This is a genomic window from Vibrio sp. Vb1755, from assembly GCF_033338635.1.
Taxonomy (GTDB): Bacteria; Pseudomonadota; Gammaproteobacteria; order Enterobacterales; family Vibrionaceae; genus Vibrio; species Vibrio alginolyticus.
Window position 1 is genome coordinate 1 of record NZ_JAWOTA010000320.1, and the last position, 1,086, is coordinate 1,086.

General features: G+C 48.0%; 1 protein-coding gene. It reads left to right on the plus strand.

The features are described 5' to 3' along the window. Positions 1–1,086 (plus strand): methyl-accepting chemotaxis protein (locus tag R7E00_RS24855; RefSeq protein WP_318124887.1); only part of this gene is annotated, 1,086 nt, incomplete at both ends.

Sequence of the window (1,086 nt, forward strand, 5' to 3'; positions counted from 1 at the left end):
GGAGATATGTACCGTTCTCACCCAGAGCGCAACCGTGCTGACTACGATCCGCGTACTCGTCCTTGGTATAAAGATGCCAATGCAGCAGGTAAGCAGATCATCACAGAAGCATACCAAGACGCTATCACTAACGCATTGCTAGTGACCATTGCTGAACCAGTAATGAAAAACGGCAAGTTTATCGGTGTAGTGGGTGCTGACGTACTTATTGATCAGCTTATCGATTACGTAATCAATCTTGATGCGGGTGAAAATGCGCACGCAATGTTGATTGATATGAACGAAGGTACGTTCCTTGCTCACCCAGATAAAAGCCTAACGCTTAAGCCTATCACCAGTTTTCTAAAAGACTTTTCAGAAGAGGCTATTGAGCGTGCGGCAGCAGAAGGCAAGATTGAAAGCACGATGCTGAAAGGCCAAGAGAAGCTTTACTACTTCAATAAAGTTCCTGGCACGCATTGGATGTTCGCGATTGAAATGGATCGCGCAACAGAAGAAGCAGGCCATGCAGTACTGCTTCGTGACCTGCTGATCACCGCTGTGATGATCACCATCGTTGTGATTCTTGCGGTATCTTGGTTGGTTGGCTTCTTGTTCCGTGACCTAGGCCGCGTGTCTGATGCATTGGAAGAAATTGCACCTGGTGAGGGCGACCTTACTCAACGCCTAGAACCTCGCAGTGACGATGAAGTGGGCAAACTGGCTGAGAACTTCAACCGCTTTGTGGGTAACATGCACACGATGGTTACCAAGCTAAGCCAAGTTTCTGCCTCACTTTCTGTGCAAGCACGTACAACGGCAGAACAAGCAGAAGAACGTAGCCAGCGTATTTCTTACCAGCAAGACGAAATCAACATGGTTGCGACTGCGGTTAATGAAATGGCAGCAGCAACGCAAGAGATTGCGGGTAACGCAGACAGTACAGCACATAGCTCTGAAGAAGCGGTGCAAGCATGTGCTCACGGTTCTAGCCAAGTGAATCAAACGCAAGGCTCTATCCAGAATCTGGCGCAAGAAGTTCAAGTCGCGACAAATGTTATCCAAGAACTTGAAGCGCACGGTAATAGCATCAACACGATTCTATCG